At 74.3% G+C, this 13,264-nt stretch carries 13 protein-coding genes and 1 other RNA gene; 6 read left to right on the forward strand and 8 right to left on the reverse strand.

Going from position 1 to position 13,264, the window contains the following annotated elements; all coding sequences use genetic code 11:
* Positions 1 to 118 precede the first annotated feature (118 nt).
* Positions 119 to 535: RNase P RNA component class A (gene rnpB, locus VE546_RS16850), an RNA gene on the forward strand.
* Positions 536 to 647: 112 nt separating this feature from the next.
* Here rnpB and VE546_RS16855 read toward each other — a convergent pair.
* The gene (locus VE546_RS16855) at positions 648 to 1,121 is read right to left on the reverse strand and encodes a GNAT family N-acetyltransferase (protein WP_324923073.1); all 474 of its coding nucleotides are present in this window, start codon (positions 1,119 to 1,121) and stop codon (positions 648 to 650) included.
* Positions 1,122 to 1,152: 31 nt separating this feature from the next.
* A complete protein-coding gene (locus VE546_RS16860) occupies positions 1,153 to 2,346 on the reverse strand; it encodes a serine hydrolase domain-containing protein (protein ID WP_324923075.1) in 1,194 nt (397 codons plus the stop codon).
* A gap of 230 nt (positions 2,347 to 2,576) precedes the next feature.
* On the opposite strand from VE546_RS16860, the gene VE546_RS16865 reads away from it, so the two are divergent.
* The 3 genes from VE546_RS16865 to VE546_RS16875 all read left to right on the forward strand — a co-directional run bounded on the left by VE546_RS16865 (position 2,577) and on the right by VE546_RS16875 (position 4,725).
* Positions 2,577 to 3,311, forward strand: a complete 735-nt coding sequence (locus VE546_RS16865; RefSeq protein WP_324923077.1) for an HAD-IA family hydrolase — start codon at positions 2,577 to 2,579, stop codon at positions 3,309 to 3,311.
* Positions 3,312 to 3,430: 119 nt separating this feature from the next.
* Complete coding sequence (locus tag VE546_RS16870) at positions 3,431 to 3,868, forward strand: cupin domain-containing protein (RefSeq protein ID WP_324923080.1); 438 nt, start codon at positions 3,431 to 3,433, stop codon at positions 3,866 to 3,868.
* A 134-nt stretch (positions 3,869 to 4,002) separates the two neighbouring features.
* The gene (locus VE546_RS16875) at positions 4,003 to 4,725 is read left to right on the forward strand and encodes an HAD family hydrolase (protein ID WP_324923083.1); all 723 of its coding nucleotides are present in this window, start codon (positions 4,003 to 4,005) and stop codon (positions 4,723 to 4,725) included.
* Positions 4,726 to 4,775: 50 nt separating this feature from the next.
* On the opposite strand, the gene VE546_RS16880 is transcribed toward VE546_RS16875, so the two are convergent.
* Together VE546_RS16880 and VE546_RS16885 are read right to left on the reverse strand one after the other, a co-directional pair.
* Positions 4,776 to 5,906: an alpha-hydroxy-acid oxidizing protein gene (locus tag VE546_RS16880; RefSeq protein ID WP_324923096.1), complete on the reverse strand. Its 1,131-nt coding sequence runs from the start codon at positions 5,904 to 5,906 to the stop codon at positions 4,776 to 4,778.
* Positions 5,907 to 6,013: 107 nt separating this feature from the next.
* Positions 6,014 to 6,940 (reverse strand): PhzF family phenazine biosynthesis isomerase, encoded by a 927-nt coding sequence (locus VE546_RS16885; protein WP_324923085.1) that lies wholly within the window; start codon positions 6,938 to 6,940, stop codon positions 6,014 to 6,016.
* 175 nt (positions 6,941 to 7,115) lie between these two features.
* Here VE546_RS16885 and VE546_RS16890 point away from each other — a divergent pair, with 175 nt between their 5' ends.
* Both VE546_RS16890 and VE546_RS16895 read left to right on the forward strand, forming a co-directional pair.
* Positions 7,116 to 8,747, forward strand: coding sequence for an alkaline phosphatase D family protein (locus VE546_RS16890; RefSeq protein WP_324923087.1), 1,632 nt, complete (start codon positions 7,116 to 7,118; stop codon positions 8,745 to 8,747).
* Positions 8,748 to 8,966: 219 nt separating this feature from the next.
* Positions 8,967 to 10,217 (forward strand): multidrug effflux MFS transporter, encoded by a 1,251-nt coding sequence (locus tag VE546_RS16895; protein WP_414720506.1) that lies wholly within the window; start codon positions 8,967 to 8,969, stop codon positions 10,215 to 10,217.
* Between the two features lie 139 nt (positions 10,218 to 10,356).
* On the opposite strand, the gene VE546_RS16900 is transcribed toward VE546_RS16895, so the two are convergent.
* The 4 genes from VE546_RS16900 to VE546_RS16915 form a co-directional block, all read right to left on the reverse strand.
* Positions 10,357 to 10,995, reverse strand: a complete 639-nt coding sequence (locus VE546_RS16900) for a superoxide dismutase (protein ID WP_324923088.1) — start codon at positions 10,993 to 10,995, stop codon at positions 10,357 to 10,359.
* Positions 10,996 to 11,202: 207 nt separating this feature from the next.
* Positions 11,203 to 11,478 (reverse strand): hypothetical protein, encoded by a 276-nt coding sequence (locus VE546_RS16905; RefSeq protein WP_324923090.1) that lies wholly within the window; start codon positions 11,476 to 11,478, stop codon positions 11,203 to 11,205.
* Between the two features lie 517 nt (positions 11,479 to 11,995).
* Positions 11,996 to 12,367, reverse strand: a complete 372-nt coding sequence (locus tag VE546_RS16910) for an ATP-binding protein (protein WP_324923092.1) — start codon at positions 12,365 to 12,367, stop codon at positions 11,996 to 11,998.
* A 768-nt stretch (positions 12,368 to 13,135) separates the two neighbouring features.
* Positions 13,136 to 13,264, reverse strand: a 129-nt coding sequence (locus VE546_RS16915) for a DUF397 domain-containing protein (RefSeq protein ID WP_324923100.1), incomplete at its 5' end; no start/stop codon positions are given.

A 13,264-nucleotide genomic window follows, 5' to 3' on the forward strand; every position in this document is an offset into this window, starting at 1 on the left:
TGGCCGCCTTCGCCCTGATCCTCCTCGGCTCGGTCCTGGCCACCGCCCGCGGCGGCCCGGACGTCCCCGCCGGTCCGGACGCCCCCGTCCCGGCGGGTAGCATGGGCGGCACGGCAGACGAGTCGTGCGGGCGGTCGCGGCGGGACCCCGGAAGGGAACCCGCCGAGGAACGTCCGGGCTCCACAGGGCAGGGTGGTGGGTAACGCCCACCCGGGGTGACCCGCGGGAAAGTGCCACAGAAAACAGACCGCCGGGGGCCCACCGCCCCCGGTAAGGGTGAAACGGTGGTGTAAGAGACCACCAGCGCCCAGGGTGACCTGGGCGGCTCGGTAAACCCCACCCGGAGCAAGGTCAAGAGGGGCCGCCGTCCCGCCAGGGGCGACGGCTCTGCGCGGATGTCCGAGGGCGGCCCGCCCGAGTCCGCGGGTAGACCGCACGAGGCCGGTGGCAACACCGGTCCCAGATGGATGGCCGCCTCCCGGCGGGCCGCGAGGCCCGCCGGAGACAGAACCCGGCGTACAGCGCGGCTCGTCTGCCACCCGCCCTCCGGGCGGCCCGACGCCCTCCACGCCGTTCCCCCACGCACGCGCCGTTACCGGGCGCACGGGGCGAAGGGCGCCGCCCTCTCCCCGCCCGTCCCGCTCCCCTCAGCGTTCCCGGTCCGCGAGGTGGGTGTGGAGCAGCTTCGGGGACGGCGCGAATCCGTGGCGGCGGTACGCCGGAGTCGCCCGCTCGCTGGAGTGGACGGTGACGCGTTCGAGCCCGAGGCCGCGCGCGAGGTCCAGGACCGCGTCGATGAGCCGGCCGCCCACGCCGGCGTCCCGCTCCCCCGGCACCACGTACACGCACTGCACGTCGCCCGACCTGCGGTCGAGGTCATGGGGGACCGGCACGCGCGGGACGACCGCCAGCCACGCCATGCCGATGACGGTGCCCCCGCGGACCGCGACCAGGCAGTGGTGGGAGGAGGCGTTCTCCCGCGCCCACGCCGCGAAGTGACGCACGAACCCCTCGTGCGCGACGGCGGGCGTCTCCCCGTTCTCCAGCACCCACCGCCACCGGAGCCGGGCGACGGCGTCGAGTTCCCCGGGCCCGGCGGGACGGATGGCGATGTCGTCCATCCCGCCATCCTGGCGGCTCCGGCCGGCGGCGTCACCGGCCGGAGCCGTCCCGCCGGGGAGGGGGAGGGACGAGCAGGGGGGCGATCCGGGCGGCCATCTGCTCCTCCGCGGCCAGCGGGGTCGGGGTGTAGGAGAGCACGAAGCGCAGCCGCCGGTCGCGGGTGGAGAACACGCGGGTGCGGTAGCCGTACGTCTCGCCGGTCTTCCCCCAGAAGGTCACGCCGTTCACCGTGACCTTCTGCAGTCCCATGCTGTAGCGGGCGGGGCCGCCGTCCGGCATGCGGACGTCGTCCGGCGGCGTGGTGAAGAGCTTCTCCATCGCGTGCGGCGGCAGCAACACGCCGGAGAACAAGGCCTGTTGGAAGCGGAACAGATCCTCGGCGGTGGAGACCAGTTCGCCCTCGCCCCAGGCACCGGACTGGTCGTGGACGGTGACGTCCCGCAGCGATCCGTCGGTCATCCGCAGGTAGCCGCGCACGTGCGGGCCGTGCAGCCGCGGGTCGCCGCCCGGGAGCAGGGTCCGCCGCAGGCCGAGCGGGCGCAGGACGCGGGACGCGATCGCCTCGCCGTAGCGCCGTCCGGTCAGCTCCTCCACGAGCAGGGCCAGGAGGACGTAGTTGACGCCCCGGTACTCCTGCACGGTGCCCGGGCGGAACTTGGGCGGGTCGTACGTCACCGTCCGGACCCACTCCCGCGGCGTCCACCGGTCGAACCGGTGCCGCAGGACGGCTTCCGGGGTGCTCAGGTCCGGCAGCCCCCGGTGGTCGGGCAGCCCGCTGGTGTGGTTCAGCAGGTGCGCCACGGTGATGCGGGCGGAGGCGGGTGGGAGCAGGCCCGGCAGGTACCGTCCGATCGGGGCGTCGAGGTCCACGCGGCGCGCCGCCCACAACTGCAGGACGACGGTCGCCACGAACGTCTTGGTGACGCTGCCCGCGCGGAACCGGTCGTCCGGGCGCACGGCGCGCCCGCTGCGGAGGCCGGCCGCCCCCGCGGTGCCGTACCAGCGCTCCCCCTGGTGGTCGACGAGCAGTTGCGCGGAGGTGGCCGGGGGGTGAGAGAGGTCAAAGACCGCGGCCCGGAGGGCGGAGGTGTCGAGGGGCGGGAGGGGTGCGGGCCCTGCGGTGCGCGCCGCCGCGCGGGCGCCCGGTCCGCCCGCCGCGGCGAGCAGGGCGCCGCCCAGTGCGCCGCCGACCAGGGAACGCCGGGACCATCGCCGATGCGTCATGCCCCCAGGCTGCCGGTGCCGCCGGGCGCCGCCATCGGGGATGACCCGTACGCGTGCCCGGACCGGACCCGGGCACGGTCCCGACCCGCGCACGGCCACCGGCGGGCGTCCGCCCGAGAACGAGTCGACGGACCGCGCGCCGGACGGTGACATGAGCGCCGGCCGTGGTGGGAGGGTGCGAGGCGGCCCGGGGCTGGACCGCTCCGCCGGGAGCGCGCTAGGAAGGCCGGATGGATCACGTCCCCGTCTGCGGCCCGGAAGGGCCCATCCGCGCCGTGAGCACCCCGCCCGGGCCATCGCCCGCCGTCCGCGCGGTGCTCTTCGACTTCTCGGGGACGCTGTTCCAGATCGCTACGTACGCGGACAGGATTCGGACGGCGCTGGGACGGCCGGTGGACGAGGCCGAGATGGACCTGTTGCTGGGCGGGCTCGAAGCGGGCCTGTCCGACCCGGCCGTGGTGGAGGCCCAGCGGGCGCGGGACGTGTCCGCGAGGGCCCACCGGCACGCCTTCACCACCTGGTACGCCTCGGTTCCGGAGCTGGCCGCGGTCGCCGAGGTGCTCTACGAGCAGTTGCGGTCGCCCGAGCACTGGGTGCCCTACGCGGACACCGGGGCCACGCTGGCGCGCCTGGCCGACGGCGGTCTGGCGCTGGGCGTGGTGAGCGACGTGGGCTGGGGCCTGCGCGCCACGTTCGCCCACCACGGCCTGGACCGCTTCTTCTCCTCGTGGGTGCACCCCTACGAGCACCACTCGGAGAAGCCGGACCCGCTGCTGTTCCGGCACGCGTGCCGGGAGTTGGGGGTCGGTCCGTCCGAGGCGCTGATGGTCGGCGACCATCCGGCCAAGGACGGCGGGGCCGCCGGCGCGGGACTGCGGGCCTATGTGCTGCCCGCCGGCGCCTCCCCCGGCTCGTGGCGGGGACTGCACGCCGTGGTCCGGCTGGCCGTCCCGGGGCCGGGGTGACGGCGGCGGAGAGCGCCGTCTTGGGCGTCCGCGGACGCGGAGGGGAGCCGGAGCGGCGTTCCCCGTCGGGGAGTTGACGGGTGCCGATAATGCCGGTACGCGACGGAAGGAGCACCACCATGAGTGCCGAGGAGTTCCGGGACCACGGGCCGCGGCCGCACGTGCTGGACATCGAGCGGGCCACCCTGGCCAACGACACCTACCGCACCGCGCTGTGGACCGGGACCAGCCTTCAGTTGACGGTGATGAGCATCGAGCCGGGCGGTGAGATCGGTCTGGAGCGGCACCCCGACCGCGACCAGTTCCTGCGGGTGGAGGCCGGCCGGGGGCGGGTGCAGATGGGGCCCGCCGAGGACCGGCTCACCTTCGACCGGGAGGTCGGCGAGGACTGGGTGATCCTCGTGCCGGCCGGCTCCTGGCACAACGTGACCAACACCGGCGACGAACCCCTGAAGCTCTACTCGCTCTACGCCCCGCCCGAGCACCCGCACGGCACCGTGCACCCCACGAAGGCCGACGCCGACGCCGCCGAGGCCGGCGAGGAGGCCGGCGCGTAGCGAGGCGGGGCGGGGCGCCCGCCGCGCCCCCGTGCGCCCGTGCCCCGGGACCGCCCGCCGTGCGATGCTCGCGGACGCGGAGAATCACCCGCCGGAGCGGGGAGTCGGCGGGGAATCGGGGAAGGGGCGGTCCGATGCCGGTACGGGGTGTGCTCTTCGACGTGGACGACACCCTCTTCGCCTACTCGGCCTCGGACGAGGCCGGCCTGCTCGCCCACCTGGAGGCGGAAGGGCTGCTCGGCAGCTTCCCGGCGCCCTCCGCGGCGGTCGGGCTCTGGCGGGAGGTCACGGAGGCCGAGTACGCCCGGTTCCTGGCGGGCGAGGTCACCTTCGCCGAGCACCGGCACGCACGGGTCCGGCGCTTCCTCGCCCGCCTCGGGCACGCCGCCGCACCGGAGCTCCCCGACCGGGAGGCCGCCGCGTGGTTCGCGAGGTACGAGGCCCACCGGAAGGCCACGTGGTCGGCCTTCGCCGACGCCGCGCCCGTGCTCGCGGCCCTCGCGCCCCGCTACCGCCTCGGCGTGGTCTCCAACTCCACGCTCGGTCACCAGCGCGACAAGCTCGGCTCCATCGGCCTCCTGGCGTACTTCGGCGACGCCGTCGTCTGCGCGCACGAGCACGGCGCGGCGAAGCCCGCGCCGGGCATCTTCCTCGCCGGCTGCGCGGCCCTCGGTCTGGAACCGCACGAGGTGGCCTACGTCGGGGACAACCACGCGATCGACGCGGTGGGGGCCCGCGACGCGGGCCTGCGCGCGTACTGGCTGAACCGGACCGGCGCCGCCCCGGGCACCGCGGACGGCGCCGGGATCACCGTACTCGGCTCCCTGGACGAACTCCCCGCCGTGCTCGCCGGGTGAGCGGGCGCGGCGGGAGGCGCGTTGCGAGCAGGCGGTCGGCGACGTACGCCTCACGCGTGCCGCAGCGACTGCGGCGACAGCTCCGCCGGGCTGCGGTGGCCCGTCAGGGCCAGCGTCAGGTCGAGGTCGGCGAGCAGGCTGCGCAGCACGTGCCGTACGCCGTCCTCGCCGCCGTGGGCCAGGCCGTAGACGTACGGGCGGCCGACCAGCACGGCCTTCGCGCCCAGCGCCAGCGCCTTGAGGACGTCCGCGCCCGTGCGGACGCCGGAGTCGAACAGCACCTCGATCTCGTCGCCCACCGCCTCCGCGATCTCCGGCAGCACGTCCAGGGAGGCGACGGCGCCGTCCACCTGGCGGCCGCCGTGGTTGGAGACCACGATGCCGTCCATGCCCGCCGCCACCGCCCGGCGGGCGTCGTCCGGGTGCTGGATGCCCTTGAGGACGATCGGTCCGTCCCACCTCTGGCGCAGGAACGGCAGCCGGTCCCAGGACTTGTCGGTTCCGGTGAACATCCGCACCCAGTGCAGCACCGCGGAGGTCGGGTCCTTCTCCGGGGACCTGGCCAGTCCGGCGCGGAAGGCCGGGTCGGAGTAGGGGACGGCCGTGCCGATGCCGCGGATGAACGGCAGGTAGGACAGGTCCAGGTCGTGCGGGCGCCAGGCCAGCGTCCAGGTGTCGAGCGTGACGACGAGGGTGGTGAAGCCCGCGGCCCTCGCCCGCGCCAGGATGCTCGCGCACACCTCGTCGTCGTTCGGCCAGTAGAGCTGGAACCAGCGCGGGCCGTCGCCGCTCGCCTCCGCCACCTCCTCGACGGTGTGGGAGGAGGCGGTGGACAGCACCATCGGCACCCCCAGGGCGGCGGCAGCCCGCGCGGTGGCCAACTCGCCGTCCGGGTGGACGATCGACTGCACCCCGACCGGGGCGAGCAGGACGGGGGCGGGCATCCGGGTGCCCAGCACGGTGGTGCGCAGGTCGCGCACCGTCGCGTCGCGCAGCATGCGCGGGACGAGCCGCCAGGCGTCGAACGCCGCCCGGTTGGCGCGGTCCGTCGCGCCGGACCCGGCCGCTCCGGCCACGTACCGGAACGGGCCCGGCTCCAGCCGCTCGCGGGCCGAGGACTCCAGGGCGGTGAGGTCGGTGGTGAACGGGGGCAGCCGGCCGCCCAGGCCGTTGAGGTAGATCTCGCTCTGGTACGCGCCGAAGTCCGTGCCCGCCGGCGCCCCGGCGTCCCGGTCCGTCCCGTCCGCCCCGCCCGTCCTCTGCCCCTCCTGCGGCTCGTACCCGCGGCTCACCCGATGCGGGCCGCGGTCCCCGACACGCGTACGCGCGGGTCGTCCGGGCGCAGCTCGACCTCCAGCAGTCCGGGGCGCCCCATGTCGTGCCCCTGGTGGAGGGTGAGGGTCACCGGCGGGGTGACCAGGCCCAGGGCGCGAAGATACCCGCCGAGCGCCGCCGCGGCCGCCCCCGTGGCCGGATCCTCCACGACCCCGCCGACGGGGAACGGGTCGCGGACGTGGAAGACCGTGCCGGACTCCTCCGCGCACCAGACCAGTTGGAGGGTGGTGAGGTCCAGCCGGAGCATCAGGGCCTTGAGCCGGTCGACGTCGTACTCCAGCGCGGCCAGCCGTGCGCGGGTGGCGGCGGCGACCACCAGGTGCCGGGCGCCGGCGAAGGCGATGCGGGCGGGCAGCGCCGGGTCCAGTTCGGCGGCCTCCCAACCGAGCGCGGCCAGGGCCTCGGCCAGGTCCGCCCCGCCGATGTCCTCGACGTACGGCTCGACGCTGGTCAAGGTGGCGCGCAGGTCCCCGGTGACCGTGACGGGGACCGTGCCGGCCGGCGTGGCGAACACCAGGTCGCCCGGCCCGATCCGCTCGGCGAGCGCGACCGCGGCGGCCACCGTGGCGTGCCCGCAGAAGGGGACCTCGGCCAGCGGGCTGAAGTACCGGATGCCGAAGCCGCGCCCCGGCCCGGCGCCCCGGTCCGCCAGGTCCGGGGGCGGGGGAGTGAGGAAGGCCGTCTCGGAGTAGCCGACCTCGGCGGCGATCGCCAGCATCCGCGCCTCGTCCAGGCCGCCCGCGTCCAGCACGACCCCGGCCGGGTTGCCCCCGGCGGGGTCGGAGGAGAAGGCGGTGTAGCGCAGTACGTCCGGGGCGGCGGGCACCCCGGTTCCGGTGTCGTCCCCGGTGCTGTCCTCAGCAGTGTCCTGGGTGGTCATGCCCGGCCAACCCGTCCGGTCCGCCGCGTATTCCGGTCCGCGGGCCCCCGCCCGTGATGGTCGGCCGCCGCCGTCCCGCCGCGCGGAGCCGCGTCACCCGCCCGCCACCGAAGTGTCGCGTACGCGCCAACGCCCCGCCGCCGTGGCGCCGCCCCGGGCCGCTGCAATCGCGTGCATGACGCACTCACCGAGCGCCACCGCCGAACTGAGAGCCGCCGCGCGTCACCTGAGCCGCCGTCGGTTCCTCACCGTCTCCGGGGCCGCCGCCGCACTGGCCTTCGGCACCAACCTGCCGTCCACCGCACACGCCGCCCCCTCCCTCGACCCCCACCGGATCACGAAGGACCCCTTCACCCTGGGCGTCGCCTCCGGAGACCCGCTCCCGGACTCCGTGGTGCTGTGGACCCGCCTCGCGCCCGAGCCGTACGAGCCGGACAGCGGGATGCCCGCCGCACGCGTCACCGTCGAGTGGGAGATCGCCCACGACGCGCGCTTCCGCTGGCGGGTGGCGCGCGGCCGGGCCACCGCGTACCCCGAGTTCCACCACGCCGTGCACGTCGACGTCCGGGGGCTGACCCCCGGCCGCGACTACCACTACCGCTTCCGCGTCGGCCGCTGGACCAGCCCGGTCGGCCACACCCGCACCGCCCCCGCGGCCACCGCCACGCCGGACGCGCTGCGCTTCGGGCTGCTGTCCTGCCAGGCGTACCACGACGGCTACTACACGGCGCTCGGCCACCTCGCCCGCGAGCAGGACCTCGACGCCGTCTTCCACCTCGGCGACTACCTCTACGAGTACGCCGTGACCTCCGCCGGCGGCCACCGCGACTACACCGACCGCGCGCTGCCCGCCCTGTTCGACCGGGAGACGGTGACGCTGGAGGACTACCGGCTGCGGTACTCCCTCTACAAGACCGACCCCGACCTCGCCGCCGCCCACGCCGCCCACGCGTGGATCGTCACCTGGGACGACCACGAGACGGAGAACAACTACGCCAACGGCATACCCGAGAACGGCGTGCCGCCGGAGGAGTTCCTGCTGCGCCGCGCCGCGGCCTACCGCGCGTACTACGAGAACATGCCGCTGCGCCGCCCCCAGCGGCCCCAGGGCCCCGACCTGCGGCTCTACCGGCGGCTGCACTACGGCCGGCTGGCGCAGTTCGACGTCCTGGACACCCGCCAGTACCGCGACAACCAGGCCGACGGCGACGGCTGGAAGCTGCCCACGCCCGAGTCCGAGGACCCGGCGCGCACCATGCTCGGCACCGCCCAGGAGCGCTGGCTGACCGACGGCTGGCGGCAGTCGCGGGCGCTGTGGAACGTGGTGCCGCAGCAGGTCGTCTTCTCCCGCCGCCGCAACCGGGTCGACGGTCCGTGGCCGCTGTCCATGGACGCCTGGGACGGCTACCCCGCCGCCCGCGAACGGGTGCTGGCGGGCGCGGAGTCGGCGGGCGTGGAGAACCTCGTCGTCCTCACCGGCGACGTCCACGTCCACTACGGGTTCGACATCAAGCGCGACTTCGACGACCCCGACTCCCGCACCGCCGGCGTGGAGATCGTCACCACCTCCGTCTCCAGCGGCCGGGACGGCGCCGCCAAGCCCGCCAACTGGCAGACGCTGATGACCGCCAACCCGCACCTGAAGTACTACAACGGGCAGCGCGGCTACGTCCTGCTCGGCCTGGACCGGGAGAAGCTGCGGGCGGACTACCGCACGGTCCCGGCGGTCACCACCCCGGGCGCGCCGGTCACCACCGCGGCGTCCTTCGTCTCCCCGGTGGGGGAGCCGGGCCTGCGGCCCGCCTGACGGACGCGCCCCCCGGGGCGCCCCGGACGCCCGGTCCGCGCCCCGGAACGCGATGGGCCGGGGACGGAAAACCTGGGATGATTGGACGGTTCCCGCCGAGCTCTCCAGGAGAGGCGCATGTCCGATCCCGGCCCGTCCCCGGCCGCCGCCGAACCCGGCATGTCCCACGAGGCGCCCCGCAGACCCCGGACCACCGCGCCCGGGTCCGGATCCGCACCCGTGTCCGGACCCGGTCCCGCCGACCCCGGCGCGGCACCGCGGCCCACCGGCCGCACCCGCGCCGGACTGCTGCTCATCCTCATCCTCGGCAGCCTCACCGCCCTCCCCGCGCTGTCGATGGACATGTACCTCCCGGCGCTGCCCGACATCGGCGGCGCCTACGGCAGCCCGGCCGCCCAGGTGCAACTCACGCTCACCGCCTGCCTGCTGGGCCTGGCCGCCGGCCAGATCGTCGTCGGCCCGATGAGCGACCGGTTCGGCCGCCGCCGCCCGCTGCTGATCGGCATGGCGGGCTACGTCCTGGCCAGCGTCGCCTGCGCCCTCGCCCCCGGCGTCCACGCCCTCACCGCCTTCCGGCTGGTGCAGGGGCTGGCCGGGGCGGCGGCCATCGTGATCTCCCGGGCGGTCGTCCGCGACCTGTTCGACGGGCTCGCCATGGCCCGCTTCTTCTCCACCCTGATGCTGATCTCCGGCGCCGCCCCGGTCCTGGCGCCCGTGGTCGGCGGCCAGGTGCTGCGGTTCACCGACTGGCGCGGCGTCTTCCTGGTCCTGGCGGGCTTCGGCCTGGTCATCACCCTCGTCACGGCCCGCAGCCTGCCGGAGACCCTGCCGCCGGAGCGGCGGCACGGCGGCGGCATCCCCGACGCCCTGCGCACCATGCGCGGTCTCTTCGCCGACCGGGTCTTCACCGGCTACCTGCTGGTGGGCAGCTTCGGCTTCGCGGGGCTGTTCTCGTACGTCTCCGCCTCGCCGTTCGTCATCCAGGAGATCTACGGCGCCTCGCCGCAGGCGTTCAGCCTGCTGTTCATGGTCAACTCCATCGGACTGGTGGCCACCGGCCAGCTCAACGGCAGGCTCCTGGTGGGCCGGATCTCCCTGGACCGGGTCATCGGCGCCGGTCTGGCCCTGATCCTGCTGTCGGCCGTCGCACTGCTGCTGATGACCGCCGGGGTCTTCGGGAGGGTCGGGCTCGCCCCCGTCTCCGCCGGGCTGTTCGTGCTGATGTCCGCCATGGCGCTGGTGCTGCCCAACTCCAACTCCCAGGGCCTGATGCGCACTCCGCACGCTGCCGGCTCCGCCTCCGCGCTGCTGGGCACCTCGCAGTTCCTGGTCGGCGCCGTCGCCTCCCCGCTGGTGGGCATCGCGGGCGAGGACACGGCGGTGCCGATGGCGGTGGTGCAACTGGTGTCCGTGCTCGTCGCGGGCGCGAGCTTCGTACTGCTGTGCCGCCCGGGGCGCTCCCGCGCCTGACGCCCCCGGCCGTACGCGCCCCGCCGCACACGAGCGGTCCCCCGCGAGTCACGTCCTCGCGGGGGACCGCTCCTTTCCATCCGCCTGCCCGGTGAACGGTGAGAAGACGATCACGAGCAGGACGCGGTGGCCGCCCCTCTCAGGGGGCGAGCAGGAGGCCGGGGTTCTGCTTGGCGGCGGCGTAGCGCCTGGCGACGTCCTGCCAGTTGACGACGCGCCACATGGCCTCGATGAAGTCGACCTTCTGGTTCCGGTACTGGAGGTAGAAGGCGTGCTCCCAGGCGTCGAAGACCAGGATCGGGGTCGAGCCCTGGCCGACGTTGCCCTGATGGTCGTAGACCTGCTCGACGATCAGCCGGCCGCTGACGGGCTCGTAGGCGAGCACGCCCCAGCCCGAACCCTGGGTGGTGGCCGCCGCCTTGGTCATCTGCGCCTTGAACCTGGCGAAGGAGCCGAAGGACTCCGCGATGGCGTCCGCCAGCTCGCCCACCCCGTCCTTCTCCAGCGGCTCGCCGCCGCCGTCACCGGTCATGTTGTGCCAGTAGATCGAGTGCAGGATGTGCCCCGAGAGGTGGAAGGCGAGGTTCTTCTCCAGGCCGTTGATCGCGGTCCAGTTCTCCTTGTCGCGGGCCTCGGCGAGCTGTTCGAGGGTGTCGTTGGCTCCCTTGACGTACGCGGCGTGGTGCTTGTCGTGATGCAGCTCGATGATCTCCGGACTGATCACGGGCTCCAACGCCGCGTAGTCATAGGGGAGTTCGGGGAGCGTGTAGACCGCCATGGATGGATCCTCCGTACGCCGCCGCGGCTGCCACCGCGAACGCCTCTGTCGCAATACATCAGTTGTTGCAAAGAGTGTGCAACAACAAGTTAGCAGCGATCAGATGAGGACGGGTGGAATCGCGCCACCGCGCGGCGCGTTGGCCGCCTGACGGAGGAAGACGGAACAGGTGTCGCGCGAACCGGTGCCGTGCCGGTCCGGCGCGGTTCACCGGTCCAGGGCCGCCCGGATGGTGAGGCCGTAGTGCCTGCACAGTCGGCGCAGTTCGTAGAGGGCGATCGCCGTGACGGAGAGCGGGGCGCCCAGCAGGAACAGCACGCGCAGGCCCGGCGGTGCCTCGGCGTACGCGCCGTCGCCCAGGTCGAGCAGGGCCGTCTCCCACGTCAGGCACATGACCAGCAGCGGCGGGACCGTCTCGTGGATGTCGGCGGCGCGGAAGACGTGGACGACCGCCAGCGCCGCGCCGTACAGCAGGAAGGCCATCAGCCACAGCGCCGCCAGCGCCGCCAGTGCTCCGAGGACGACGGGCGGCCGTTCCTCCCGGCAGGTCGCGGGCTTCCGTCGCTGCCGGTTTCACGCGCGGCGGGCGGGCAAGCCGGAGACCGTACGCACGGGCGGGAGAGGGCCGGGGGACGTCCGGAGCCTGGAGCGGGTTTGCGCCAGTGCACCGGGAGAGCGGCCCGGCTGATTCCTCCGGCACCGATTCCACCGGCACCGGGCAAGAGGGTCGGGCAAGCCGCCGGAACGGAGGATTTCATGAGGACGGCGAAAGTGCTGGCAGGGGTTTCCTTATCGCTTTCCTGCGCTGTCGCGCTGACCGTCATGGGAGCGACCAACCCCGGCCGTACGGCGGTCATTCCCTACGGTTGGGCGGCTCTCCTCTTCGCCGGCAACCTGTTCGTGCTCGTGCGGTACTGGAAACACCGGTAGGGAATTTCCTTAAGCCGTGGAAGCGGGCGGCTGAAAATCCCCCTCGGACCGGCTCGCGGTTTCCGGCGTGTCACGCCCGCACCGGGAAGGCGGCGCGGATCGTCTTGCCCCGGCCCGGGTGGAGGGCGATGGTCACCTCGGAGGCCAGCTCGCGCACCAGCATCCAGCCGAACCCGCCGGGCACGGACGGGTTGATCTCCACCGTCCTGGGGCGCCGGACACTGGCGTCCGAGACCTCCACGGCGACACCTTCGCGCTCCGACTCCAGGTGGAAGTCCGTCACCCCGCCGGCGTGGCGGACCGCATTGGTCACCAACTCCGAGACGCCCAGCAGTACGGCGTCCACGTCCGCCGCGTCGGCGCCCGGCTTCTCCGCCCGCAGGAACCCGCGCGTGAGTTCCCGTGCCCGCTCCCCGGACTGCGGAGGACGGAACGAAAACATTTCACGACGCCGCTCTTTCCCGCGCATCGATCCTCCCGTCCTGCGACCTCGTGGTGCGTGTTCCCTCCGCGGGCGACGACGAACACGAGCGGATGAATTCATTCCTTTGCCGTCCCCAGGGTGGAGGGAAAGCGCCCGGGAGAATTCGGTGCACACCCGGGAGAAGCCGTTCGCCGCGACACCGGTACACCGGTCCGCACGGGCACGACGTCCCCGGCCGCCCGCGGAAGCGACTCGCACGATCCCTCGCGGGGGAACGTCCGGTCCTCCCAGCGCCATTCCGGGAACGGAGTGCGCTTGTTCAAGTGGAGGGGGCGACGCCCGGCGTCGGACGTCCCGGACTCGTGCGCCGTCGTGCGGCACGGCACGGTGTCCGGACCGGTCCGGCCGACCGCGTGGTGGCACCCGCCCGCCCTTCCGGCGCCGGCCGTCGGACGTCCCGTACGCGCACCGGACGCGGATTCCGTCCGGCGAGGAAACGGCGTTCCCCTCCTCGGGGGAGCGTCGGGGCGGACCTCCGGGCGCCGGAGACGGGCCCGGACGGGGGCATCGCGGCGTCCCGGCAGCGGCGGCGGGAGGCTCTGGGCGGACTGGCCGTGTTGGAGGTCGTCCACGACCAGGAGGTGGACACCACGCGCACCGAGGCCCTGGGGTGTGTGCGGACCATCGCCGCCCACCCCGGGAGATCGACGGCCGGACCGCACATGGTGAAGGGTGGGTGCTCCCGGCCGGGAGCACCCACCCCTCACCACTCGGACGGCTCGGCGGTCAGGCTCGTCGCAGGTGGTCGAGGAACGCGGCCCAGGCGTCCGGGCCGAAGCCGACGACGGGCCCGGCGGGCCGCTTGCTGTCGCGCACGGGGACCATGCCGGGGACGTCGTCGGCGACCTCGACGCA

This window comes from Streptomyces sp. (genome assembly GCF_035644915.1).
GTDB lineage: Bacteria > Actinomycetota > Actinomycetes > Streptomycetales > Streptomycetaceae > Streptomyces.